We start from the raw sequence: 21,799 nt of genomic DNA, 5'->3' as shown, positions 1-21,799 counted from the left end.
ACCCCCGGCAGTACCCACCGACCGGCCTACGCCACCCCCGGCGTCCACCGCGCTGACCTGCGTTGACGTAATTCTGATGGCTTATGTCCTCCCCCTTCGGCCATTGAATTGTTAGGCTCGTGGTTTCGCCCACTCGTGAAGGAACATTCTTCTGGGTAGGGCGATGCTTTGTATTTCCAGTACCTACGAGGAGCACCTGTGACCCAGACCAGCGAGAACGTCACCTGGCTGACCCAGGAGGCGTACAACAAGCTCAAGACCGAGCTTGAGTACCTTACTGGTCCTGCGCGCACGGAGATCGCCGCCAAGATCGCGGCCGCGCGCGAGGAGGGGGACCTGCGCGAGAACGGCGGGTACCACGCGGCCAAGGAAGAGCAGGGCAAGCAGGAGCTCCGTGTGCGCCAGCTGACCCAGCTCCTGGAGACCGCCAAGGTCGGCGAGGCCCCGGCGGCGGACGGTGCGGTGGCACCCGGCATGGTCGTGACCATCGCCTTCGACGGTGACGAGGACGACACGCTGACGTTCCTGCTCGCCTCCCGCGAGTACGCGAGCTCCGACATCGAGACCTACTCGCCGCAGTCCCCGCTGGGCTCCGGCGTGATCGGCAAGAAGGTCGGTGAGGACGCCGAGTACGAGCTGCCGAACGGCAAGCTGGCCTCGGTGAAGATCCTCAAGGCCGACCCGTACCAGGCCTGAGTGCACGGACCGGTTTTTCAGCGATGCCCCCGATGCCCGTCGCGGCACCGGGGGCATCGTCATGCCCGGCTCGGTGTCACGCCGTCGCCGAGCGGTACTTCCGCACCGCCAGCGTCCTGAATATGAGAACGATCAGCACCGAGTAGATCAGTGAGGCCCAGACCGGGTGCTGCATGGGCCAGGCGTCCGACGGGGTCACCCCCGGGTTGCCGAAGAGCTCGCGGCACGCCTGCACGGTGGCACTGAACGGGTTCCAGTCGGCGACATGCTGCAGCCAGGGCGTCATACGGCTGGAGTCCACGAACGCGTTCGAGATGAACGTGACCGGGAAGAGCCAGATCAGTCCGCCGGAGGTGGCGGCCTCGGGTGTGCGCACGGAGAGGCCGATCAGTGCGCCGATCCAGGTGAACGCGTATCCGAGGAGGAGCAGCAGCCCGAAGGCGGCGAGCACCTCGCCGATGTTGGTGTGGGTGCGCCAGCCGACCAGGAGGGCGACCACGGCCAGGACGAGCAGGGTGAGCGCGGTCTGCACCAGGTCGGCGAGGGTCCGCCCGGTCAGTACCGCACCACGGGCCATCGGCAGCGAGCGGAAGCGGTCGATGAGCCCCTTGTGCATGTCGTCGGCTATGCCCGCGCCGGCGCCCGCGGTGGCGAAGGTCACGGTCTGCGCGAAGATGCCGGCCATCAGGAACTCGCGGTATCTGTCCGGGTTCGTGGAGCCGCCGATGTTCATGGAGCCGCCGAACACGTAGCTGAACAGCACCACGAACATGATCGGCTGGATGAGCCCGAAGATCACCATCTCGGGGATTCTGGACATTCTGATGAGGTTCCGTTTCGCGACGACCAGGGAGTCGCGAATGGACTGGCTGATCGGGTTCGCGGGTGCCGCTACGGGCGCGGCGTCGGTGGCGGCACTCACTTGGCGGTCTCCTTCCTGCGCTTGGCGCCCTTGGTGTCCTGGGACGCGCCGTTCTCCCCGTCCTTCGCCTCGGCGACGTGTCCCGTCAGGGAGAGGAAGACGTCGTCCAGGGTGGGCCGGCGCAGCCCGATGTCGTCGATCTCGATGCCGCGGGTGTCCAGCTCGCGGATGACCTCGGCGAGGAGCTTGGCCCCACCGGTCACGGGCACGGTGAGCTTGCGCATGTGCTCCTCGACCGTGGTCTCACCCTTGCCGAAGCCACTCAGCACCTCCGCGGCGGCCGGTATGTGCTCGCGCTCGTGCACCACGACCTCCACGCGCTCGCCGCCGGTGCGTGCCTTGAGCTGGTCGGAGGTGCCACGGGCGATGACGTGGCCCTGATCGACGACCGCGATGTCGTGGGCCAGGTGGTCGGCCTCTTCGAGGTACTGGGTGGTCAGCAGCAGGGTGGTGCCGCCGGAGACCAGCTGCTTGATGACGTCCCACAGCTGCTGGCGGTTACGTGGATCGAGGCCGGTCGTCGGCTCGTCCATGAACATCACCGGCGGTGAGACGACCAGCGCGGCGGCCAGGTCGAGGCGGCGGCGCATACCGCCGGAATACGTCTTCGCCGTCCGGTCGGCCGCGTCCGCGAGGTGGAACTGCTCCAGCAGCTCGTCCGCGCGAGCCTTGGCGGCCTTCGCCCTCATCTGGTAGAGCTGGCCGACCATCTGCAGGTTCTCCCGGCCCGTCAGGTACTCGTCGACCGCGGCGAACTGGCCGGACAGGCCGACCGAGCGCCGTACGGCGTCGGGGTGCTTGAGGACGTCTATGCCCGCGACGACCGCCGTACCGCTGTCGGGCCGCAGGAGGGTGGTCAGACAGCGGACGGCCGTCGTCTTGCCCGCGCCGTTCGGCCCGAGCAGGCCCAGCACCGTGCCCTCTGGGACATCGAGGTCGACGCCGTCCAGTGCCCTTACGTCACCGAAGGTCTTCACCAGGCCTTCGGCATAGATGGCGCCTGGCATGTGATTTCTCCACGTCGTTGGGGATTTCTTCGGAAAGACTGGGTTGAGCGTTCAAAGACTGGCTTGAGTATGAGTGTTCCTTGATGTGCCTGGCGGACTTCGATCCGTCCCGACACCCAATCGAGACTCACCATAACGCGATGTATCGCGTCTCTCAACGGATTTTCCCGAACGAGTGACACAGGGGCTCTGGCCTCGGCCGATGGCGGAACGCACGGTGTCCGCCCGTGTCCGCCGACGCGGGTGGCGGCTCAGTTCATGACCGTGTAGCCCGCCTCCCGCAGTGCCTGGCCGACCTCGGCGCAGTGCTCCGGGCCCTTCGTCTCCAGGTGCAGCTCGACCTCCGCCTCCGTGAGCCCGAGCCGGGGATCGGTCCGTACGTGACTCACATCGAGGACGTTAGCGTCGACCACTGACAACACCCCCAAGAGCGTCGCGAGGGCGCCCGGCCGGTCCGTCAGACGCAGCCGAACGGCCAGGTAGCGGCCCTGCGCGGTCATGCCGTGCCGCAGCACGCGCTGCATCAGCACCGGATCGACGTTCCCACCGGACAGCACCGCCACCACCGGCCCCTCGAAGGCTCCCGGCCCGCCCAGCAGCGCCGCGACCGGGCTCGCCCCCGCCGGCTCGACGACCAGCTTGGCCCGCTCCAGGCAGAGCAGCAGCGCGGCCGACAGCTGGTCCTCGGAGACCGTGCGGACCTCGTCGACCAGCTCGCGGATGATGCCGAACGGCACGTCACCCGGCCGCCCGACCTTGATCCCGTCCGCCATCGTCGCCGGACTCTCGATCGCCACCGGGCGTCCGGCCGCCAGTGAGGGCGGATACGCGGCCGCGCCCTCCGCCTGCACGCCCACGATCCGCACCTTCGGCCGCAGCACCTTCACCGCGGTCGCGATGCCGGCGGCCAGCCCTCCCCCGCCGATCCCTACGACGATCGTGCGCACTTCGGGGCACTGCTCCAGGATCTCCAGGCCCACCGTGCCCTGGCCCGCGATGATGTCGGGATGGTCGAAGGGATGGATGAACACCGCGCCGGTCCGGTCCGCGTACTCCTGGGCGGCGGCCAGCGTCTCGTCGACGACCATGCCGTGCAGGCGCACGTCGGCGCCGTACTCGCGCGTCGCGCTGATCTTCGGCAGCGGGGCACCTTTCGGCATGAAAACCGTGGCGTGCACTCCGAGAAGTGCGGAAGCCAGGGCGACGCCCTGCGCGTGGTTGCCCGCGCTCGCCGCGACGACACCCGCGGCGCGTTCCTCGGGCAGCAGTCCGGCGATGCGCACGTACGCGCCGCGCAGCTTGAAGGAACCGGTCCGCTGGAGGTTCTCGCATTTGAGGTGCACCGGCGCGCCGACCAGCTGCGACAGATGCCTGCTGCCCTCCATCGCGGTGACCCGCGCGACCCCCATGAGCATCTTCTGGGCACCCCGCACGTCGTCGAGGGTCACGCGAGGCAAGGAGTCAGCCGTGCTGTAGCTCATGGCCACCAGTCTCGCAGTTCACAGCGGCGGGTCGTCGGAGTGACCAAGGGGCGAAACCGGTTTGCCAAGCGCCCGTACGACGTGCCAGTCCGCCGCGTACTCTGTCCCCCAACCCAGCACCCTCGCAATGAAGTGAGCCCCCGGCCATGCCCACAACACCTGAAATGTCGATGGACATGTCGACCGTCGGTGACACCGGTCTCCTCGACACGCTGCAGCACGAGGTCGCAGTGTTCGCGCGCCGTGCCGAACAGACCCGGCTCGGCGGCGTCGGGCAGGTGCGCAACTCCATGGACCGCGCCGCGTACCTGCTGCTCAACCGTCTCGACAAGGAAGGCCCGATGGGCGTCAAGGCGCTCGCCGCGAGCATGGGGATCGACTCGTCGACAGTCACCCGCCAGGTGGCCCCGCTCGTCGACACCGGGCTCGTCAAGCGCACCTCGCACCCCGAGGACGGGCGCGCGGTGGTGCTCCAGCTGTCCCCGCGCGGGCTGTCCCGTCTGGAGGAAGTCCGCTCGTCGAGGCGCCAGTTGATGGCCGAGCTGACCCACGACTGGGCGCCGGAGGAGCGCGAGGCTTTCTGCAGCCTCCTCACCCGCTTCAACACCGCCCTCTCCGCCCGCATGGCCGTCACGGGGGTCGGCGTCGGGGACGCGGCGCCCACGTCCTGACCTGCGCCCGTCGCGTCCACCGCGTGCCCGCGCGCGGAAGGCGATCGTCCTCCACGCGCGCGTGGAGGGCCGTTCCTCCGGGGTGGGCGGTTCCGCGACGCCCGGCTCCGGTGCTGCGCGGCTCTTGACCGTGGGGCCGCCTCCGGTCTGATATGAGACGGGCCCTTGTCGTACGGCTGGCCTGTTTCCGTACCCGGCCGGGGCCCGTTTTCCGTCAGGGTGCCCTCAGGGGGAGGCGCGGTGCGAGATCGGCAGGCGTCCCAGGACGCCCGCCGGGCCCGGGAGTTCGAGGCGTTCGTCGCGGGCGCGGCTGGGCGGCTCCTCCATGCCGCCACGCTGCTCACCGCGGAATCGCCGAACGACAACCCGCGCGCACGGCGCCTGCTGACCCTGGCCCTCGCCCACACGTACGCGTCCTGGGACCGCCTGCGCGGCGAGGACCCGTACGACCGGACACGCCAGCACTTGGCCGTGCGCTTCGCGCGCGGGGCATGGCACCAGTACGGCCGGTTCCGTGCCGCTCCGGTGAGCGTTCTGGCGGAGCTCAGCCCACATCAGCGGCTGATCGTCGTCCTCAGGCTGTACGAAGGCGTCGCCGAGGAACAGACGGCGGCCCTGCTCGGGCTCCCTGTCGAACGCGTGCACACGATCTGCGCCCGTGCGATGGCGACGCTGCTGCATCCGCCGCGCAGGCCCGCGTCGGCGGCCGTGGAGGCGGAGGTGGCGCCGTCGTGAGACCCGGCGGAGGCGGCTCATGAGCCTGCACGAGCGGGAGGCGGCCGTGCGGCGGATGCTGGAGCGTACGCCGCCCCCGGTACCGCCCGAGCTGTTCGGGGACGCACTGCGGCGCGGCGGGCGGATGCAGCGCCGCAGGACCGCGGCCCGCCGCATCATGTGGCTGGTGCTGCTGGCCGCGGTGGTCGCGTTCGTCGTGTGGGCGTCGGTGGCACGCCCCTGGGTGGAGCCGCCGTCGGACACGACTCCACCGATCACTGGCTGGTGACTAGCCGAGGGCCTGCTGCAGGTCCTCCAGGAGGTCGTCGACGTTCTCGATGCCCACGGAGAGGCGTACGAGATCGGCCGGCACCTCGAGCGCCGAGCCGGCCGCCGACGCGTGCGTCATGCGTCCCGGGTGCTCGATCAGGGACTCGACGCCTCCCAGGGACTCGCCGAGCGTGAACACCTTGGCACGGTCGCAGACCTCGACGGCCGCCTCCTCGCCGCCCTCCACCTGGAACGACACCATGCCGCCGAACGCCTTCATCTGCTTGGCGGCGACCTCGTGCCCCGGGTGCTCCGGAAGCCCCGGGTACAACACGCGTGTCACGCGCGCGTGCCGGCTGAGCATGTCGGCGACCCTGGTGGCGTTCTCGCTGTGCCGGTCCATGCGCACGGCGAGCGTCTTCGCCCCACGCAGCACCAGCCAGGAGTCGAAGGGCCCGGCGACCGCGCCCATCGCGTTCTGGTGGTACGCCAGCTCCTCGCCCAGTTCCTGGTCGCCGACGACGAGGGCCCCGCCCACTACGTCCGAGTGGCCGCCCATGTACTTGGTCAGCGAGTGCACGACGACGTCCGCGCCGAGCGCGAGCGGCTGCTGGAGGTACGGGGTGGCGAAGGTGTTGTCGACGACCAGCCTGGCACCGGCCTCACGGGCGATCTGGGCGACGGCGGCGATGTCGGTGATGCCGAGGAGCGGGTTGGAGGGGGTCTCCACCCACACGACCTTGGTCTTCGGGGTGATGGCGGCCCGTACGGCGGCGGGGTCGCTGGTGTCGGCGACCGACCATTCGACCCCCCACCGCGAGACGACCTTCGCGAACAGGCGGAACGTACCGCCGTACGCGTCGTTGGGGATGACCACGTGGTCGCCGGGGCTGAGGAGCGTACGCAACAGGCAGTCCTCGGCGGCCAGCCCGGACGCGAACGCGAGACCGCGGCGGCCGCCCTCCAGCGCGGCGAGGTTCTCCTCCAGCGCGGTCCGGGTGGGGTTCGCGCTACGGCTGTACTCGTAGCCCCCGCGCAGGCCGCCCACGCCGTCCTGCTTGTAGGTCGAGACCTGGTAGATCGGCGGGACGACCGCGCCGGTGAGGGGATCCGCGGTGTTGCCCGCGTGGATCGCGAGGGTCTCGAAATGCTGACTGATGTGCCTGTCGCTCATGGGCCCCGAGCGTAGTGCGCGCGGCGTGGGGATGTCGGCGGACGCCGTGTGACGCCACCGACCGGCAACAATCACGCGTGCCCGAGCGGGTACTCCGGCCAGGAACGAAGTCGTGACCCGGACTGGTTGGCCAATTGTCAGAGCCGTCTGGTTCGCTTGAGACATGGAGATTCTCTGGGTCCTGATCGCGCTGGTCATGATGAGCTTCGTCATCGGCCCGTACATGCTGCGCAGGCGTGCCGGAATCCAGCAGGTCGCGCCCGGCGACCCGGACGCCGCGGACCCGGCGAACTACGGCTTCGTACGGCAGGAGGAACTGGACATCCGCATGCCCGGCCCCGACCAGGACCTGCTGGACGTACTGGACGTGGTGCAGGGCACACAGAACCACCGTGCCGCGGCGCAGCTGCTGGCGGGCACCGAGTCGGAGGGTGAGCGGCGGTGGCAGCGGGTGCAGGCCTTCGCGGGCGCCGCGGCGCTGGAGCTTCAGCAGCGTCCCGGCGGGGTGAGCGAGTCTCCCGGCGGGCAGTGGCTGCGCGTGTGGCGGGCCGAGGCTCCGAAGGACGCGGGCGGGGCGGCCGTGCACGCGGAGTTCCTGGTGCAGCAGGCCTGGCGGACGTCGACCCCGGGAACGGACGACTTCCGGATCATCATGGAGGAGGCGAAGGCGGCCTGCGGCGAGGCGGCGCTGCTGGCTCCGGGTGACCCGATCCCGTACATCATCGAGCTGTCGGTGGCCCGCGGACTCGCCTATCCGCAGGCGGAGTTCGAGAAGCTCTGGCTGAAGATCCTGGACCGGGCGCCGACGCACATGGGTGCGCATCTGGCGGCGTTGCACTACTGGTGCGAGAAGTGGCACGGCTCGCGGGAGCTGGCGTACGCGTTCGCGGAGGCGGCCGCGGCCCGGGCTCCCCAGGGTTCACTGCTCGCGGCCATGCCCCTGTTCGCGGTCTTCGAGCATCTGCCCGAGGTGAACCTGGTCAGCGGCTTCTATCAGAGCGAGGTCGTGACGAAGGCGATCCACGGCGCCCTGTTCGCGGTCCACGCGGCCCGCCCGGACGACCCGATGCTGCCCCACGTCCGCCACCTGCTGGTGTCCTTCCTGGTCCGCGGCGAGCGCTGGGCCGAGGCGATGAACCAACTCGTCCACGTCGACGGCCATGTGGGCGCCCTGCCGTGGACCCTCACGGCCGACCCGGCCGCGGACTACGCGATATACCGGGCGCTGGCGGTGGCGGGCTACGAGGCGAACGGCGGCAGCCCGGCGACGCTGCAGGCCTGACAGCGGGCGGCCCGGCGGGGAGCCGGAGGCCGCCCGGAGGTCATCGGGCGTCTACACCCACACCCCCGCCCAGGCCACAGCCGCCGAGCCCTCCCGCGAGGCCTACCAGAAGGTCCTCACCACCGCCGGCTGCGGCACGATCACCACGGAGATCCTCCCGGCCCAGGGCCGCGACTTCTTCCCTGCGGAGGGATACCACCAGCAGTACCTCGACAAGAACCCGGCGGGCTACTGCGGGCTGGGTGGATCGGGGGTCAAGCCAGGTGACCCGTTCGACCGGGCCGACTCGCGGTCATCCCGCTGTGCGGGCGGGCAGACGCCATCCCGGGCGCGGGAAGTGGCAGGTGTAGCCGTCCGGGTAGCGCTGCAGGTAGTCCTGATGCTCCGGCTCGGCCTCCCAGAGCGGGCCGACCGGCTCTACCTCGGTGACGACCTTGCCCGGCCACAGGCCGGAGGCGTCCACATCCGCGATCGTGTCCTCAGCGATCCGCTTCTGCTCGTCGTCCACGTAGTAGATCGCCGAGCGGTAGCTGAGGCCGACGTCATTGCCCTGACGGTTCCTGGTGCTCGGGTCGTGGATCTGGAAGAAGAACTCGAGGATCGCGCGGAAGTCGGTCCTCTCAGGGTCGAACAGGATCTCAATGGCCTCCGCGTGCGTGCCGTGGTTACGGTAAGTCGCGTTCGGCACGTCACCCCCGGTGTATCCGACCCGGGTCGCGGTCACGCCCGGGAGTCGACGAATCAGGTCCTGCATCCCCCAGAAACATCCGCCCGCCAGCACGGCCCTCTGCGTCTGCGTAGCCATTGCCGCCCTCCAATACGTGTCGGCTTGGTCACTCGGCCTACTCCGCCCGCACAACACCGGCATCCGAGCGCAGTCTTGTAACGCGTGAGACCTTCATGCAATTCCGTGCCCGTTCAGCCACGTCTGGGGCGCCGATCACCAGCCACCGCAGGGAGCGCGCGGATGCACACGCCTGTCGTCGCCGTCTGACGTAACAAGGTCACATGGCAGCGCAGGCTCACAGGCACCCGAGTCTCCTGTCCGATCGGGGGCGCCCCCACCCCGGTAGCCAGGGGCGGCCTCCAACCAGACGCACTCCGAAGGTGTGCAGAGTTGTACACGCACAAGGCACAGTCGCCGCCCGCATGGGAGACGCCCGCCTTGTGCGTGACTCCCTGAACGCGGGACGCGCACGCCTGGACCGGGCTCCAACGTCCAGACCACCCCGGACACCACTTCACCATCGACCCGGACAAGTGGGACTTCTACGAGAACGGACGCCTACCGCCTCCTCGGAGACGACGAACGCACCGCCACCCACGCGCGGTCAGTGATCCGTACCAGCACGAACCCCGACGGAACTGAGATCTCCCCCATGCTCGCGGCAGAGGCCCGCCTCACACTCGGGGTCGCCGCCGCTCGCACGGGCGAGACAGAAGAGGGTGGATCCGTTCGCGCCGGCCTCGGTGGTGGATCAGACTGATCTTCATCGAAGAGAACTTCGGTCCGCCTATGGAGAAGGCTGGCCGACTGCGCCGCCTGTGGATGTGGCGACCGGCGAGATCCTGCACCACTACGACACCCGCAGCGAACCCGGCGAACGGCTCTCAGTCCGCTGTCGCAACCGGCGCGCGACCGTCTGCGCCCCCTGCTCGTGACTCCACGCGGGGGAAGTGTGCCGTCCCGCCGTGACGGCGGCACGTGTGAGCGCGGCCGTCCCCTTTGCTGCGGCGGTGTCCACGCCCCGGACGCTCCCGTCGTCGGCCACCCCCTCTGCGCCGCGGTTCCCGCGGGCCCGGCCTGGGTGTCGGCGCCCGAGTTCCACATGGCTGCGCACCGCGCCACACCGCAGAAGGAGCCCGGACTCCGACGAGTTGGGCTTCATCGGTGTCCGGACCGGCTCTCAGCAGATGAACCGCTCCTGTGCATTGACATGTACACGGTACTTCTTTATGGTCCAGGCCAATCTTCCGCATTCGGAACTGCGTTCTCATTCGTGAACAGAAGAGGTCATCGGATGACACGAACCAGAACCGCCCTGCTGAGTGTTCTCTCCCTGCTGGCCGGCCTGCTGAGCCTTCAGCTCACCGGCCCGCCCCCACAGGCGACGGCCGCACCAACCACCTTCACCCACCCCGGCGTGCTGGTCAGCCGCGGCCAACTCGACTACGCCCGGTCAAAGGTGCAGGCCGGCCAGCAGCCTTGGAAGGCCGCGTACGACGCCATGATGTCCAGCTCCTACGCCTCGCAGTCGCGCACCGCCAAACCGCGGGCCGTCGTGGAGTGCGGCTCCTCGTCCAACCCCAACAACGGCTGCACCGACGAACGTCAGGACGCCATCGCGGCCTACACCCAAGCGCTCGCCTGGTACTTCACCCGGGACAGCAGATACGCCAAGAAGTCGATCGAGATCATGGACGCCTGGTCCTCGACCATCACCGATCACACCAACAGCAACGCCCCGCTGCAGACCGGCTGGGCCGGATCGACCTGGCCGCGCGCCGCGGAGATCATCAAGTACACCTACGACGGCGGCTGGCCGGGTGCGGGTCGCTTCGCGACCATGCTTCGCACCGTGTACCTGCCCGAGGTGATCAACGGCGCGGCGACCAAGAACGGCAACTGGGAACTGGTCATGACCGAGGCGGCGATCGGTATCTCGGTCTTCATCGAGGACCGCACCAGCTACGACAAGGCGGTCAGCACCTACCTCGCCCGCGTCCCCGCGTACATCTACTTGACCAGTGACGGCGACCTGCCCGAGCCGCCGGCCGGCAGCAGCATCGACACCAACGCCGAGATCATCAAGTACTGGCAGGGCCAGAGCACCTTCACCGACGGCCTCGCCCAGGAGACCTGCCGCGACTTCGGGCACACCGGCTGGGGCATCGCCTCCATCGCGGACATCGCGGAGACCAGCCGCATCCAGGGCCAGGACCTCTATCCGAGGATCCAGGACCGGCTGCGTCACGCGCTGGGCTTCCACACCTCCTACGAGAACGGCACCGCCGTACCTTCCTGGTTGTGCGGAGGCTCGGTCAACAAGGGCCTCGACCAAGTCACGGAGGTCGGCTTCAACGCTCTCCACAACCGCCTCGGCATCAGCATGTCCAACACCCAGAAGTACACCGAGGCACACCGGCCCTCCGGCACGGACAACTACTTCAACGCCTGGACGACCCTCACGCACGCGGACAACCCCAACTGACCATCGCCGACCCTTCCCCCGCCTGTTGCGACGTCCACCGCGTGTGAGGCTCTTGTGCATCGACCGGATGCATCGACCGGACGACGCAACGGGCGGGACGGGGTCTGAACAGGGCGGCCGTGGTTCTTCCTTCGGGGCTCAGCCCGTTCTCGCAGATGGGCGCAAGCCGTCGAGGTAGGTGGAGAGCTGACTGGCGGCGTACAGCTGGGCGATTCCGCGGGACGTGAGGTCGCCCCGCCACCCTTCCAGGGTCTTGGCCAACGCTTCGAGGCTGCCGGCGTCGCGGAGTTCCCGCATGACGGCGGCGATGGCGCCCAGTGGCCGGCCTCCCCGGCGCAGAAGGTGTGCCAGTTCGGCGTCGCGCACGTCCAGCGCGAGGTATTGGCGGTGCCCGGTGCGCGGGTCACGTGGTGGGGTGAGGACTCCAGCACGTTCCCAGGTGCGCAGGGTGGCCGGGTTGAGCCCGAGGTGGCGGGCTAGTTCACCGATGCTGTACGGCGCCCGAGTGCCGGCCGCCGCATGCGGGGTGGCGGCTCCGAGATGTGAGAGCGCAGCTTCGACGGTTCGCAGCGTGTTGCGGTCGCGAGCCAGGAGCGCGTGCCCGTCGTCGAGGTACTCCAGTGCTTCGTCGAGCCGGCCGCCGGTGACGGCACGCATGATGCGGCGGCTCGTCGAGTAGCCGAAGGCAGGCACGAGCGCCAAGTAGGCCGCGAGACCGGCGGCATGAGTGGCGGTGTAGTCCCGGTACCCCGTCCGGCTACGGCGAGCCGGCGGGATGATGCCGGCGTCCTCGTAGTTTCGGACCGCCTGCGTCGAGAGGCCATGCTGCCGAGCCAGGTCCACGGGCCGCATATGACCTCCGATTGAGGGTTTCCGACGCCGGTGAGCGGAGGTTGCGTCGCAGAGTCTCCACCGGGCGTTCAAGGGTACGATTCAGGGACATGGCAGACATGGCACAGAGCATGCGCACCGTGTCCGGGGACTTCGAACTGACGATGGACGAGCTGCGCGTCGTGGCACGTTACGTGGTTGGGCACGCAGAGGACGTCCTGTCGGTCTTTGAGCAGGCTGTTCCCGATGATCCGCGCCCCCGTGCGGCAATCGACGCGGCCTGGGTGTTCATCAACGGTGCCAACAGGACGAAACTGCAGCGCGTCACTTCTCTCGACGCTCATCGAGCCGCCCGGTCCGCACCCTCCGAAGCCGCGCGCCTGGCCGCGCGATCCGCCGGTGACGCCGCATCGGCCGCATACCTGCACCCCATCGCCCAGGCAGGTCAGGTCGGCCACATCCTGCGAGCCTCCGCGAGCGCTGCGCGCGTCGGGGAGATGGAAGCGGGCGGTGACCCCGCGATCGGGGATGCCCTGCTGGAACGGTCGCGGCAGCGTGCGACACCGGTGCTCATCGACGTGCTCTGCCGCTACCCGCCCGCGCCAAGCGGCAGCAACCGTGTCGCCCGGCTGATGAGCACTCTGGATCATTCCCTGCGCCAGGCGGCCGACCGGTCGCCGGGACGCACCACGGCGAGTGGCGCCGATGCGCACCGGAGGGAGTGCACGTCATGATCCTCCCGAAGGTCCGGGACCCCCGCTTCGTGACGATCCGCCGTGGTGGGACTCTCACTGATGCGGATCACCGTCTCCTCGCTCTGTGGGCTGCCTCGTGTGCGGAGCACGTCCTTGGCCTCTTCGAGTCGGCCCAGCCTGGGGACCCGCGGCCGCGCCAGGCGATCGAGCATTCCCGGGCCTGGGTGCGTGGCGAGGTCAAGATGATGCAGGCTCGCGCGGCGGGCGGCCATGCGATGGGGGCAGCCAGAGACCTGCGTGGGGCAGCGCGGCATGCCGCGTACGCCGCCGGCCAGGCGGGGGCCGTCGCGCACGTCGCCGCCCACGAGCTCGGCGCGGCCGCCTACGCGATCAAGGCCGCACGTGCAGCGGCACCGGAAAGCGAGAGCGAGACCGCGGGACGACTCGAGTGCCAGTGGCAGCGCGATCAGCTCCCGGAGGCGATCCGCGAGCTCGTGCTTGACGACCAGCTGCTGCGCAACGACATCTGCTGGTCGGTGTTCGACTGTTGAAGCCGAACCTCGCACGGCCCCTCACGGTTGGCCCGGGCTCGTTCGGGCCTTCGCTCAGCCGTCCGTGCCGTACAACTCGGCGCGGATCCGCTGGGCGGCCCTCGAAGCGAGCGAGACGGCGGCGCCCCTGTCACCACCGGCGTTCACGATGGCGAGCACGCCGCCTACGCGCACGTCGACGGCGTACGACGGGCTGCCGTCGTACTCATCGCCGCCGGTGACTCGCAAGATGTCCAGCATCGCTTCGTCGCCGAGGGCGGCGATTTCCTGGGTCTCGTGGTGCTCCTGAACGGGGGCGGCCTCCGTGTCGACGGTGACCTCGGGACAGATCTCACGGAGTCGGCGCTGGATCTCCAGATAGCGCACGGCCCGCGCGGCGGGCATCGACACCAGCCGGACGGTGATCACTTGAGCGTCCTCAGTGACAGGTCCGGAGCGCACGGTCTGGAGGGCGCCGGCGCCGTCGAAGCCGTTCAGTTCATCAACCAGGTCCTCCGCCGGCTCGCATCCGCCCCAGTCACCGTGCCCGTACGGGCCGAAGAGCGCAAGATCAGTGGAGGTCACCTTCGCGCGCTCGCCGAACGCCTCGGCGGGCAGGAGCGCGGCCTTCAGCCTGGCTTCGGTGAAGACCCGGTCCGGGTCGGCCTCGCCATCGACTCCGGGGGCTGTGGAAGGGGCCCGCGACGGGTCCTCCGACTCGGCGGAGCTCCCCGCGTCAGACGGTGCCCCCGTGCCGCCACAACCGGCGAGAAGGGTCGTCAGCGTAACGGCCCAAACTGCGATTCCTGCGTGTATGGCTTCTCGCACGACGCCTTCCCCTGGTTCGGTGAACTTCGGCTGACAGCCTAGGAGGGGAGGAGGGCGTGCATGGCGTTGTCGTCCGGCTCGAGGCGCTGCTCGATGCGCCTGTCGGAAACCGGTGCTTTCATGGGTGGCATGGGTGGCATGACCAGCAGAAGCGTCGTCGTGGAACGGCGCATCGCCGCAGGCCAGGGGCCTGTGTGGGAAGCCCTGACCGACCTCGGGGGCATGGAGCGCGTACTCAGCGGCGTCACGAAGGTCGAAATCCTCACCGACGGGGCCTTCGGCGTCGGCACTCGGTGGCGGGAGACCCGGCGCATGTTCGGGAAGGACGCCACCGAGGAGATGTGGGCGACCGCCGGCGAACCACCCGAGCGCTATGTGGTGGAGGCTGAATCGCATGGCACCCACTATGTCTCGGAGTGGCTGCTGCGGGCGGACGGCCCGTCGGCGACGACCGTCCGCATGACGTTCAGTGCCGAGGTGCCAGGCGGCATCACGGGCCTGCTCGCCAGGATTCTCGGCGGCGTGGGCGCACGGGCGGTGAGCAAGGCCATCGCGAAGGATCTCGACGACGTTGCCTCGGCGATCGAGGGCCGCAGCGGCTGACTGGCACGGACCCCCGGCACGAAAATCAGTGGCCGCCTGAAACGGGCGACCCCACGCTGTACGCCATGGAAGAACCACAACGCCGGATCCGTGCGGCCTATACGGAATCCACGATCACCGTCTACCAGGCGTACCCCACGGAAATCGGTCTGCCCGCCATCCGCGAGGGCCGTTTCCCCGCCGTGTGGAAGCGGGACAGGATGACGTGGATCAAGCCGTCGTTCCTGTGGATGATGTACCGCTGCGGATGGGGCACCAAAGCAGGTCAGGAGACCGTCCTGGCTGTCGAGATCACCCGTGACGGCTTCGAGTGGGCGCTGCGCCACGCGTGTCTGTCGAGCTACGTCCACGGGGTACATCCGGACCGAGCCACCTGGCAGCGTCAGTTGAAGCATGCGCCCGCTCGTGTGCAGTGGGACCCCGAGCGGGACCTGCGCCTACAACGCCTGCCCTACCGGTCCCTGCAACTCGGCCTCTCCGGTGAGGCCGTACGACGTTACGCGGACGAGTGGACGGTGGGCATCCACGACATGACTCCGCTCTCCCACGAGATCCATGCCCTCGTCAGTGGTGGCGACCTGGACTCCGCCGCCCGACTGCTGCCCGAGGAAGGTCCTTATCCCGCCCACGACGAGCTTCTTGTCCACCTTCAGGAATGACGGCAGACACACCCGACAGAGCCGACTGCAGGCGGATCTACTCCACCGCGATGCCGAAGTCCTGGACGAGTTCCTCCAGACCGCCCGTGTAGCCCTTGCCGCCGAGTACGAAGTCCCAGTCGCCGTTGGGCCTTCGGCGGAAGGATCCGAGGACCAGGGCGGTCTCGTGCGGTCGGCCGTCGGAGACCTCGAGCCGTCCCAGCTCGACCATGCCGGGATCGAGCAGCCGGATGCGGGCATCGGTGAAGCCGGACAGATCGGCGTCCGGGTTGACCTCCGGGTCGACGGCGGCCACGAGCACGAACCGGTCGGCCGTCTCCGGCAATCCGTCGAAGGAGACGCAGATCGCGGCCTTGTCCGGCGCGGCGGCGGGAAGTGCACGCACTGAGCCGTCCGGGGTCTGTGGGTTGTTGAAGAACACGAAGTGATCGTCACTGAGGACGCGGTTGCCACGGCAGACGAGAGCGCACACGTCCAGGGCGACGCTTCCCGTCCACGACATGCCCAGGACGTTGTAGTCCTCGGGCAGGCTAGTGTCCGGACTCGTCGGTGCCGGCTGCGCCGCTGCTCGGCCACTGCCCCCGCCCAGTCGCCCGCGCAACCCGTGACGATGCAGCAGGTCGACGAGCTCGGCTCCGGAGATGAGCTCCAGCGGTTTGCCGTTGGCGAAGGTGTGTGAGCCGGGGCCGAACCCTGATGTCGTGACGAGGACACCCTTGTTGGCCCCGGCGTCCTGCACAGTTCCGTACAGGTCACGCACGGCAGTGGGGGGAACCGTGCCGCGGTAGCGCTTCACCTGTACGACGATCTTGCCGCCTCGGATCGGTGTCGGATCCAGCGCGTCCACGTCCACACCGCCGTCGTTCGAGCGCTGGGTCGTCACCGCCTGCATCCCCATGGCCCGGAAGAGATCGGCGACGAGACCCTCGAACGCCACCGAATCCATCTCGTACAGGTCCGGTTCCTCATCGCTGCCGTGAGCGACGACTCGGTTCCCCACATCCTGCGGCCGCCGACTCGCCCGTACGGGCGTGAGCTGGTCCGGCCGAGCCGAGAGCTGCCCTCGCAGTCCGTCAGCCAGGCAACTGCCGGCGTCCACCTGCGCCAGGTGCAGTTCACGGAACGAGGAGCGGGAAGCCATGACCGTGGCGAGGAAGATGTGGCCCGGTCGACCCGTCGTGGGGTCGTGGCCGTCCACGAACCCGTTCAGGGCCACCGACTCGAGGGCGCCCAACTCGTCCGCGTCGAAGAGTTCATGCAGTACGAGCAGCATGCACTGCGCCAGCACCTCCCTGTACAGAGCCCGACGTTGGCTCACCGGACGTGGAGTCGCCTTGTCCTGGTCGGTTCCGTACATGTACCGAACGGACTTGGCCTCGGGGACGATGCTGTAGGCGGGCAACTCCCAGTCGATGACCAACTGTCCTGCCGCCGGGTCGTAGGCCGCGGCAACCTGACGCGGGAAACCTTCGGGCCATGCCGTTGAGGCGTAGAGGGCTGCGGAGAAGTACTCGACCACGGAATCGGGATCTCGGCGCCTTACGCCTTCGGTCAGTGCGACGACACCTGCGTTGTGCGCACGCACGTCAGCCAACTGAGCATGCGCCCACTGCTCGTACTCCCGCTGGTACGACGCCAGTTGCTGCTGCCGGTGAGCCTCCGCGGCCTGGGCGGCATGCCAGTCCCGCTCGAAGCGCGCCCGCGCTTCGGCCTGCGCCTGGGCCCGGCGACTCGCGGTCCAACCGCTCTGCGTCTGGTACTGGTTGAAGTCCGGCAGGGGCACGGGCTGCGCCAACGGCCCAGGAGCGAAGGGCTGGACGTCCTCGGGTCGCATGAGTGACGAAGCCCTGAAAGCAGGGGCCTGGCAACCGGAGGTCAGGATGCCTTGCAGGGACGCGACCTGTGCGTCCAGTTCCTGCGTGCGACGTAACGCCTCTGCCTGCCTGTACTCGCGATGGCTCTGGGCGGCTCGCCGCTGGTAGGCCCGCGCTTGCTGTGCTTCCTGTCTCCGCTGTCTGGCTTCGGCTTCCATCTGGCGCTGCTGCTGCCGTTGCACCTCGGCCCACACGCCGACAAAACCGGTAGAGCGACGACTCATGTACCGCAGGCCCTCCCCAGGACATCGGCAGCCAAAAGGCACGCTGGTTGTCCCCACAACCAGTGGTAACCACACGACTCTACCGAGCAATCGCCGTCTCGCATATCCGCCTGTCAAGGGCAACCCGCCCGAGCCGTCCGCGGCCGAGGGCGGCGCGAGAGCCCGTTCCGGCGCTGGTCAGCGTCCGCCCGCGCTGGGCTCGAAGGTGGAGAGGAGTTGCTGGAGGGCCTCCTGATCCGGGCCGACGAACGGGGGTGAGCCGGCGGCTGCGCCCAGGGTGTCGAGCATCGCGCCGGTGATCCCCGCGGCCGGGGGCAGGTGGGTGGAGAGGATGAGGTCGGGCTTCCGGTCCCGGAGCGGCTGGAAGCTGTCGTGGTACTTCTCGACATCGACGTTCTGCACCCAGGGGCTGTCGACCGTGGCCCACAGGAGTTGCGCGGAGCGCAGATCCTCCGCGCCGACCTCCCGGGCGTCCTCGGCCTGGGCGAGTTCGACGGTGGGCAGCGGCGCTCCGAAACAGTCGGAGCTGAAGCAGGTGCCCGACAGGTTGTCGAAGAAGCCGACCGTGGCCGGGTTGTCGAACAGCGGCGGCCTGAACCCCGAGAGGGTACGGTCGCCGACGTCCAGTGACTGTCCCGGATTGAGCAGATACGCGCGGTCGAGGGGCAGCGGATGCTCGCAGGACATGATCCCGGCCGCGATGAACGTGGTCACGACGCGCGCCTCCGGCGCCGCCTCCAACAGGTCGAAGATCCCGCCCGTGTGATCACGGTCCGGGTGCGTGAGCCAGATCCAGCGCACATCGGCAGGGTCCAGTACGGCGGCGACCCGCTCCAGGAAGTTCCGGTCGGGCAGTCCGAGGCCCGTGTCGACGACGACGGGCTGGTCGGCGAGCAGCACGAAGGCGTTCACCGGGATGTGCCCGATGCCGGGCACTTCAAGGCTGTCGGTCAGGACACTGATGTCCGGGCGGACCTTGTGGACGGGCATGTCACACCTCAGGCCCCCTGGGGTGGTGATCGCGCCGCGGCCTGTTTCCCCTCTCCATCGTCGGCCCGTCCCGCGGTCACCGCATCCGGACGGGGCGACCGCCCCCTGCCCGGCAGCCGGCGGTGGACGGCAGTCAGCCTCCGCTGCCGTACGGCCGGGTCAGGATCTCCAGGTTGTGGCCGTTCGGGTCGTCGAAGTAGGCGCCCCGGCCGCCGTCGTTGGTGTTGATCTCCATCGAGTGGCGGTGGTACGGGTCCGCCCAGTACGTGAGGCCGGCGGCCCGGACGCGGGCGAAGATCTCGTCGAAGTCCGCCTCCGAGACCAGGAAGGCGTAGTGCTGGGGCGTGATGGGCTCGGACGAGTCCGCGTAGTCGAGGGTCACGCCGTTGGGAATCTCGACCGGGACGAACGGGCCGTACTGCGGGCTCACCTCCAGCCCCAGGATGTCGGCTAGGAACTGGGCCGACGCCTTCTTGTCGTGGGCGGCGACGATCGTGTGGTTCAGCTCGACGGACATGGCGAAGCCTCCTCGGCACGAGAGGGGTACGCACGGCATCGCACCGCAGACCCGGTACACAGCACCGCGGATCCGGTACACAGCACCGCAGGTCCGGTACATCGCAGCGCGCCCCGTACGACGTCAGGGACATTCCCCACGCTAGGCAACCGCCCTGGGCCGCACCATCCGTCCTTCGGCCCCCTTCCACTCCGTCTCGCGAACGGGGCCCAGGGGCTGAGCCACGACGCACCATGCGCACCAGGTTAAGGTAAGCCTTGCCTTAGTGAGGATCGGAGTTCGTTGTGCGCAGGTTCGGGAAGAGGGCCGTACTGGCCATGGCCGTCGCCGGTGGGGTGCTGCTCGGCGGTTGTTCGGCCGACAGCGGCACCGGCGGGACGGCGGAGAGCGACGGCCGGTCCGACGGCTCGCGCAACCTGGTGGCCGGGGCCTCGGAGGGACCGTCCGCCGCACCGAGCGCCCTGGCCCAGGGGATGGGGTCCGACACCACGAAGGACGGCGCGTTCCCGCGGAGCGTGAAGCACTTCCAGGGGACGACCGAGATCGAGGCGGCCCCGAAGCGGATCGCCGTACTCAGCACCGGTCAGCTGGACGACCTGCTGACCCTGGGCCTGGTCCCCACGGCCGCCACGCGCGGCGACAACGCCGGACTCGTGCCGGACTACCTCGCGGACGCCTTCCCGGCGTACGAGAAGCGGCTCGCGGACATGACCGACGCCGGGACACGTGCCGCGCCCAATCTGGAATCGCTCGCCGCCGCCAAGCCCGACCTGATCCTCGCCAACGACTCCCTCGGCGATCTGTACCCGAAGCTGTCGAAGATCGCGCCCACCGTCGTCACCGCGGGCAACGGCATCAACTGGAAGCGGGACCTCCTCCTCGTGGGCGAGGCCGTCGGCAAGGGGCAGCAGGCGCGGAAGCTCCTCGACGACATCTCCGGCGAGGCCGCCGAGCGGGGCGAGGACCTGGGGGACGCCGAGGTCTCGATGGTGCGGTTCACTCCTGACCGTACGCGGATGTTCGGAGTCTCCTCCTTCACCGGGTCCCTCGCCGTCGACATGGCTCTCCAGCGGCCCAAGGCGCAGCGGTTCACCGCGATTTCGCAGGACATCGGAGCGGAGAGCATCGATGTCGCGGACGGGGACTGGATCTTCTACGCCGTTCAGGGCGACGCCGCCAGGACGGATGCCGCGAGCGTGCTGGCCGGCCCGCTGTGGAAGTCGCTGAAGGCCGTCGACGCCGGGCACGTGGTGAAGGTCGACGACGACCCCTGGTACCTCAACGCCGGCCCCACCGCCGCACGCATCGTCGTGAAGCAACTCGCCGACACCATCGGCAAGTAGACGCGGGGAACAAGTGGCCGAAGAACCGGGTGAGCCGAGGCCCGGCACACCCCACGCCGCCCGACGGCCCCGCCCCCAAAAAGCCCTCGGGTGGTCCGCCCGCACCGCCTGGATGGTCCTCGCCCTCGTCCTCACCCTCCTCACCGTCGCGCTCAGCCTCTCCGTCGGCACCCGGCCCGTCCCCTTGGCCGCCGTGCTGGACTCCCTCCTCCACGGCGGGAGTTCGCCGGACGCCCTGGTCGTACGGTCACTGCGGGTGCCGCGTACGGCCGTGGGGATCGCCGCGGGTGCCGCGCTGGGGCTGGCCGGGGCAGCGTTGCAGGCGGTCACCCGGAACCCGCTCGCCGACCCGGGGATCCTGGGACTGAGCCAGGGCGCGGCGGCCGGTGTCGTGCTCGCCATCGCGTTCGGGCTCGCACATGGCTTCGCCGGGTACGTCTGGTACGCCTTCGCGGGCACCGTCGTCGCCGCCTGCGTGGTGTACGCCATCGCCGCGCGCGGCCGGGGCGGGGCCTCGCCGGTGAAGCTGGCGCTCGCGGGCACCGCGTTCGCGGCGATGACCGCCGGGGCAAACACCGTGGTCCTGACGTCGAGTGCGGCCACGCTCGACCAGTTCCGCTTCTGGCAGGTGGGCGCGCTCAGCGGGCGGGCCGCCGGGACGGTGGGGCAGATGCTGCCCTTCCTCGTCGCCGGTGCGCTGCTGGTTCTCGTCCACGCGCGCGGCCTCGACGCGCTGGCCCTCGGTGACGACACGGCCCGTGCGCTGGGGCACCGGGTCCAGCTCGTACGGGCCACGGCGGCGCTCGGCGCGACGCTCCTCACCGCGGCCGCGGTCGCCGCCGCCGGTCCCCTCGCCTTCGTCGGGCTGGCCGTCCCCCACCTCGCCCGCCGTCTCGTCGCGGGCGGGCACCGCTGGGTGCTGCCGCTCTCGGCCCTCCTCGGTGCCGCGCTGCTGCTCGCGGCCGACGTGTCCGGGCGGATCGTCCGCGCCCCCGCCGAGGTCCCGGCCGGGGTGATGACCGCACTCGTGGGCGTACCGGTCCTGGTCGTCCTCGTCCGCCGCAGGAAGGTGACCGCGTGACCGAGCCGACCACATCGGATCCCCACCGGCCACGACGCACCGACAGTCGCGTACGCGCGCAAGGGGGTGTGCCGGGAGGTGTCCGCCCGCAGCGGCCGGCGTCCGCCGCCGAGCCCTTCGCTCCCCCACAGCACCGCCGGACCGAGGACGGAGACCTCCCGGCGCGCCCCCGACCCACGACGAGCGGCACGCACC

23 protein-coding genes and 2 pseudogenes are annotated in these 21,799 nt (G+C 69.6%); 15 read left to right on the top strand and 10 right to left on the bottom strand.

The genetic code is table 11. The features are described from left to right. Positions 1–198: 198 nt before the first annotated feature. A complete protein-coding gene (greA, locus tag FNH08_RS18505; protein WP_322724786.1) occupies positions 199–696 on the top strand; it encodes a transcription elongation factor GreA in 498 nt (165 codons plus the stop codon). 76 nt (positions 697–772) lie between these two features. Here the strand turns inward: greA and FNH08_RS18500 are convergent, their stop codons facing one another. The 3 genes from FNH08_RS18500 to ilvA form a co-directional block, all read right to left on the bottom strand. Next, the gene (locus tag FNH08_RS18500; protein WP_322724784.1) at positions 773–1,618 is read right to left on the bottom strand and encodes an ABC transporter permease; all 846 of its coding nucleotides are present in this window, start codon (positions 1,616–1,618) and stop codon (positions 773–775) included. Beyond that, entirely contained in the window at positions 1,615–2,625 is a 1,011-nt protein-coding gene (locus tag FNH08_RS18495; RefSeq protein WP_152772594.1) for an ATP-binding cassette domain-containing protein, read from the bottom strand. Before FNH08_RS18495 ends, FNH08_RS18500 begins: the two co-directional genes overlap by 4 nt. A 251-nt stretch (positions 2,626–2,876) precedes the next feature. Beyond that, a complete protein-coding gene (gene ilvA / locus FNH08_RS18490; RefSeq protein ID WP_152772593.1) occupies positions 2,877–4,106 on the bottom strand; it encodes a threonine ammonia-lyase in 1,230 nt (409 codons plus the stop codon). A 164-nt stretch (positions 4,107–4,270) separates the two neighbouring features. On the opposite strand from ilvA, the gene FNH08_RS18485 reads away from it, so the two are divergent. The 3 genes from FNH08_RS18485 to FNH08_RS18475 all read left to right on the top strand — a co-directional run bounded on the left by FNH08_RS18485 (position 4,271) and on the right by FNH08_RS18475 (position 5,780). After that, the gene (locus FNH08_RS18485; protein ID WP_194238522.1) at positions 4,271–4,777 is read left to right on the top strand and encodes a MarR family winged helix-turn-helix transcriptional regulator; all 507 of its coding nucleotides are present in this window, start codon (positions 4,271–4,273) and stop codon (positions 4,775–4,777) included. 240 nt (positions 4,778–5,017) lie between these two features. After that, positions 5,018–5,512 carry a sigma factor-like helix-turn-helix DNA-binding protein gene (locus tag FNH08_RS18480; RefSeq protein WP_322724783.1) on the top strand — a complete coding sequence of 165 codons (495 nt, stop codon included), beginning with the start codon at positions 5,018–5,020 and terminating at the stop codon, positions 5,510–5,512. A gap of 19 nt (positions 5,513–5,531) precedes the next feature. After that, a complete protein-coding gene (locus FNH08_RS18475) occupies positions 5,532–5,780 on the top strand; it encodes a hypothetical protein (RefSeq protein WP_152772591.1) in 249 nt (82 codons plus the stop codon). Here the strand turns inward: FNH08_RS18475 and FNH08_RS18470 are convergent, their stop codons facing one another. Continuing rightward, positions 5,781–6,935, bottom strand: coding sequence for a cystathionine gamma-synthase (locus FNH08_RS18470; protein WP_152772590.1), 1,155 nt, complete (start codon positions 6,933–6,935; stop codon positions 5,781–5,783). It lies immediately after the preceding gene. Between the two features lie 163 nt (positions 6,936–7,098). Between FNH08_RS18470 and FNH08_RS18465 the strand changes: the two genes are divergently transcribed. Beyond that, the gene (locus FNH08_RS18465; protein WP_152772589.1) at positions 7,099–8,217 is read left to right on the top strand and encodes a hypothetical protein; all 1,119 of its coding nucleotides are present in this window, start codon (positions 7,099–7,101) and stop codon (positions 8,215–8,217) included. A 43-nt stretch (positions 8,218–8,260) separates the two neighbouring features. Next, positions 8,261–8,473: pseudogene (locus FNH08_RS18460) on the top strand (peptide-methionine (S)-S-oxide reductase); the annotation flags it as partial. 36 nt (positions 8,474–8,509) lie between these two features. On the opposite strand, the gene msrA reads toward FNH08_RS18460, so the two are convergent. Next, positions 8,510–9,022 carry a peptide-methionine (S)-S-oxide reductase MsrA gene (gene msrA, locus FNH08_RS18455; RefSeq protein WP_152772588.1) on the bottom strand — a complete coding sequence of 171 codons (513 nt, stop codon included), beginning with the start codon at positions 9,020–9,022 and terminating at the stop codon, positions 8,510–8,512. Between the two features lie 641 nt (positions 9,023–9,663). Between msrA and FNH08_RS53995 the strand changes: the two genes are divergently transcribed. Beyond that, the gene (locus FNH08_RS53995; RefSeq protein WP_407704403.1) at positions 9,664–9,879 is read left to right on the top strand and encodes a replication initiator; all 216 of its coding nucleotides are present in this window, start codon (positions 9,664–9,666) and stop codon (positions 9,877–9,879) included. A 359-nt stretch (positions 9,880–10,238) separates the two neighbouring features. Then, positions 10,239–11,429 (top strand): alginate lyase family protein, encoded by a 1,191-nt coding sequence (locus tag FNH08_RS18440; RefSeq protein WP_152772600.1) that lies wholly within the window; start codon positions 10,239–10,241, stop codon positions 11,427–11,429. A gap of 138 nt (positions 11,430–11,567) precedes the next feature. Here the strand turns inward: FNH08_RS18440 and FNH08_RS18435 are convergent, their stop codons facing one another. Next, entirely contained in the window at positions 11,568–12,281 is a 714-nt protein-coding gene (locus FNH08_RS18435; RefSeq protein WP_152772587.1) for a MerR family transcriptional regulator, read from the bottom strand. An 89-nt stretch (positions 12,282–12,370) separates the two neighbouring features. On the opposite strand from FNH08_RS18435, the gene FNH08_RS18430 reads away from it, so the two are divergent. Together FNH08_RS18430 and FNH08_RS18425 are read left to right on the top strand one after the other, a co-directional pair. Beyond that, positions 12,371–12,994: a putative immunity protein gene (locus FNH08_RS18430; protein WP_228034205.1), complete on the top strand. Its 624-nt coding sequence runs from the start codon at positions 12,371–12,373 to the stop codon at positions 12,992–12,994. After that, positions 12,991–13,506, top strand: a complete 516-nt coding sequence (locus tag FNH08_RS18425; protein WP_152772586.1) for a putative immunity protein — start codon at positions 12,991–12,993, stop codon at positions 13,504–13,506. The genes FNH08_RS18430 and FNH08_RS18425 overlap by 4 nt, the downstream gene beginning before the upstream one ends. A 54-nt stretch (positions 13,507–13,560) precedes the next feature. Here FNH08_RS18425 and FNH08_RS18420 read toward each other — a convergent pair whose 3' ends face one another. Beyond that, complete coding sequence (locus FNH08_RS18420; protein ID WP_152772585.1) at positions 13,561–14,313, bottom strand: hypothetical protein; 753 nt, start codon at positions 14,311–14,313, stop codon at positions 13,561–13,563. 138 nt (positions 14,314–14,451) lie between these two features. On the opposite strand from FNH08_RS18420, the gene FNH08_RS18415 reads away from it, so the two are divergent. Both FNH08_RS18415 and FNH08_RS18410 read left to right on the top strand, forming a co-directional pair. Then, entirely contained in the window at positions 14,452–14,916 is a 465-nt protein-coding gene (locus FNH08_RS18415) for an SRPBCC family protein (protein WP_152772598.1), read from the top strand. A 65-nt stretch (positions 14,917–14,981) separates the two neighbouring features. After that, complete coding sequence (locus tag FNH08_RS18410; protein ID WP_152772584.1) at positions 14,982–15,575, top strand: DUF4291 domain-containing protein; 594 nt, start codon at positions 14,982–14,984, stop codon at positions 15,573–15,575. A 37-nt stretch (positions 15,576–15,612) separates the two neighbouring features. Here the strand turns inward: FNH08_RS18410 and FNH08_RS18405 are convergent, their stop codons facing one another. From FNH08_RS18405 to FNH08_RS18395, 3 genes are all read right to left on the bottom strand, one after another. Further along, entirely contained in the window at positions 15,613–17,673 is a 2,061-nt protein-coding gene (locus FNH08_RS18405) for a restriction endonuclease (protein ID WP_152772583.1), read from the bottom strand. Positions 17,674–17,850: 177 nt separating this feature from the next. Then, positions 17,851–18,663 (bottom strand): MBL fold metallo-hydrolase, encoded by an 813-nt coding sequence (locus FNH08_RS18400; protein ID WP_152772582.1) that lies wholly within the window; start codon positions 18,661–18,663, stop codon positions 17,851–17,853. Positions 18,664–18,796: 133 nt separating this feature from the next. Then, positions 18,797–19,180: a VOC family protein gene (locus FNH08_RS18395; RefSeq protein ID WP_152772581.1), complete on the bottom strand. Its 384-nt coding sequence runs from the start codon at positions 19,178–19,180 to the stop codon at positions 18,797–18,799. A gap of 284 nt (positions 19,181–19,464) precedes the next feature. On the opposite strand from FNH08_RS18395, the gene FNH08_RS18390 reads away from it, so the two are divergent. The 3 genes and pseudogenes from FNH08_RS18390 to FNH08_RS52025 form a co-directional block, all read left to right on the top strand. Further along, positions 19,465–20,523, top strand: a complete 1,059-nt coding sequence (locus FNH08_RS18390) for an ABC transporter substrate-binding protein (RefSeq protein WP_407704402.1) — start codon at positions 19,465–19,467, stop codon at positions 20,521–20,523. Between the two features lie 112 nt (positions 20,524–20,635). Further along, positions 20,636–21,604, top strand: a complete 969-nt coding sequence (locus FNH08_RS18385; protein WP_152772596.1) for a FecCD family ABC transporter permease — start codon at positions 20,636–20,638, stop codon at positions 21,602–21,604. Further along, positions 21,601–21,799, top strand: a pseudogene (locus tag FNH08_RS52025) (hypothetical protein); the annotation flags it as partial. The gene FNH08_RS18385 and the pseudogene FNH08_RS52025, both read left to right, overlap by 4 nt.

Source organism: Streptomyces spongiae (assembly GCF_009377185.1).
Taxonomy (GTDB): domain Bacteria; phylum Actinomycetota; class Actinomycetes; order Streptomycetales; family Streptomycetaceae; genus Streptomyces; species Streptomyces spongiae.
The sequence above is the reverse complement of the archived record's forward strand: the minus strand, read 5'-3'. Positions and strand labels throughout refer to the sequence as shown.

Coding starts and splice junctions, on each gene's coding strand:
- FNH08_RS18495 (WP_152772594.1), bottom strand. CDS start 2,625: ATGCCAGGCGCCATCTATGCCGAAGGCCTGGTGAAGACCTTCGGTGAC.
- ilvA (WP_152772593.1), bottom strand. CDS start 4,106: ATGAGCTACAGCACGGCTGACTCCTTGCCTCGCGTGACCCTCGACGAC.
- FNH08_RS18485 (WP_194238522.1), top strand. CDS start 4,271: ATGTCGATGGACATGTCGACCGTCGGTGACACCGGTCTCCTCGACACG.
- FNH08_RS18475 (WP_152772591.1), top strand. CDS start 5,532: ATGAGCCTGCACGAGCGGGAGGCGGCCGTGCGGCGGATGCTGGAGCGT.
- FNH08_RS18470 (WP_152772590.1), bottom strand. CDS start 6,935: ATGAGCGACAGGCACATCAGTCAGCATTTCGAGACCCTCGCGATCCAC.
- FNH08_RS18465 (WP_152772589.1), top strand. CDS start 7,099: ATGGAGATTCTCTGGGTCCTGATCGCGCTGGTCATGATGAGCTTCGTC.
- msrA (WP_152772588.1), bottom strand. CDS start 9,022: ATGGCTACGCAGACGCAGAGGGCCGTGCTGGCGGGCGGATGTTTCTGG.
- FNH08_RS18440 (WP_152772600.1), top strand. CDS start 10,239: ATGACACGAACCAGAACCGCCCTGCTGAGTGTTCTCTCCCTGCTGGCC.
- FNH08_RS18435 (WP_152772587.1), bottom strand. CDS start 12,281: ATGCGGCCCGTGGACCTGGCTCGGCAGCATGGCCTCTCGACGCAGGCG.
- FNH08_RS18430 (WP_228034205.1), top strand. CDS start 12,371: ATGGCAGACATGGCACAGAGCATGCGCACCGTGTCCGGGGACTTCGAA.
- FNH08_RS18425 (WP_152772586.1), top strand. CDS start 12,991: ATGATCCTCCCGAAGGTCCGGGACCCCCGCTTCGTGACGATCCGCCGT.
- FNH08_RS18415 (WP_152772598.1), top strand. CDS start 14,452: ATGACCAGCAGAAGCGTCGTCGTGGAACGGCGCATCGCCGCAGGCCAG.
- FNH08_RS18410 (WP_152772584.1), top strand. CDS start 14,982: ATGGAAGAACCACAACGCCGGATCCGTGCGGCCTATACGGAATCCACG.
- FNH08_RS18405 (WP_152772583.1), bottom strand. CDS start 17,673: ATGAGTCGTCGCTCTACCGGTTTTGTCGGCGTGTGGGCCGAGGTGCAA.
- FNH08_RS18400 (WP_152772582.1), bottom strand. CDS start 18,663: ATGCCCGTCCACAAGGTCCGCCCGGACATCAGTGTCCTGACCGACAGC.
- FNH08_RS18395 (WP_152772581.1), bottom strand. CDS start 19,180: ATGTCCGTCGAGCTGAACCACACGATCGTCGCCGCCCACGACAAGAAG.
- FNH08_RS18385 (WP_152772596.1), top strand. CDS start 20,636: ATGGTCCTCGCCCTCGTCCTCACCCTCCTCACCGTCGCGCTCAGCCTC.